General features: G+C 54.8%; 1 protein-coding gene. It reads left to right on the top strand.

The window, feature by feature from the left end; translation table 11 throughout:
• The coding region (locus tag C5S62_RS00100; protein WP_104403547.1) for a DUF2027 domain-containing protein at positions 1-941 on the top strand (941 nt) is incomplete at both ends.

Raw genomic sequence — 941 nt, 5'->3', positions numbered from 1 at the left:
TTGCCGTGGTGCGCGATGCCGACGGGTTTGACATTCCCACACTTGTTAAAGAATGCGTTGTGGTGAGCACCGACAGCTATAATATAGCCCGTCCGCAACCTGCTGAGAAAAACGATGCCCCTTCGGTTCCCGTGCGTCAATTGCTTCATCCGGTCGAAGAAGAGGAAGACAACCGCCCCATTACCTTCCGGCCGAAGCCGTTGGAACGTCGGGGAGCCGACGTGCTCAATGCCATGCTCGCTTTCGTGCCTGTCAACGTGAAAGAAATATCCGACACCGCGTTCGAAATGTATCTCGTCAACGACAGCAATTACAATCTGCGCTTTGCGCTTTTTGCCCATGGCGAAAAAGCCTGCGTCCTTCGCCACGAGGGCGAAGTGGAGGCCAACACCAAACTCTTTCTCGAGGAGTTCCGTCGCGATGTACTGCCTGAAATGGAGCGTCTCACGCTTCAGGCCATAGCCTTTAAGCCCTCCAAGCCTTTCCAGGGCAAAGCTCCGCTCAACGTAGGGTTGCGTGTGGACGGTACTCGTTTCTACAAACTCCACACATTCCGCGAGACGGACTTCTTTGAGGAGCCGGCACTGCTGCTCGACATCGTGTGCGATGACCGTCCTGTCCGTTCCGTCTATGTTGAGGCCGGCGAACTGCAAGAGGTGCTGGTGTCGCCCAAACCGGCAGACCGTCCTGTGCGTCAGCCGGCGCGCAAGGCTCAAGACAACGATTCTTCACGTCCCGTAGAAATTGATCTGCATGCGCATGAATTGCTTGAAACGACAGCCGGTCTGCAACCGGCCGATATCTTGGAGTTTCAGCTGAAAACTCTTAGAGAGACTCTCGACCGCTATAAAAAAGAACGTGGCCGCCAACTCGTGTTCATTCACGGCAAGGGGGAAGGCGTGCTTCGTCAGGCAATCATCCGTGAACTGAAATTACACTAC

This window comes from Prevotella sp. MGM2, assembly GCF_002933955.1.
Classification (GTDB): Bacteria; Bacteroidota; Bacteroidia; order Bacteroidales; family Bacteroidaceae; genus Alloprevotella.
Note: the sequence above shows the minus strand (reverse complement) of the source record. Positions and strands in the feature narration are given on the sequence as shown.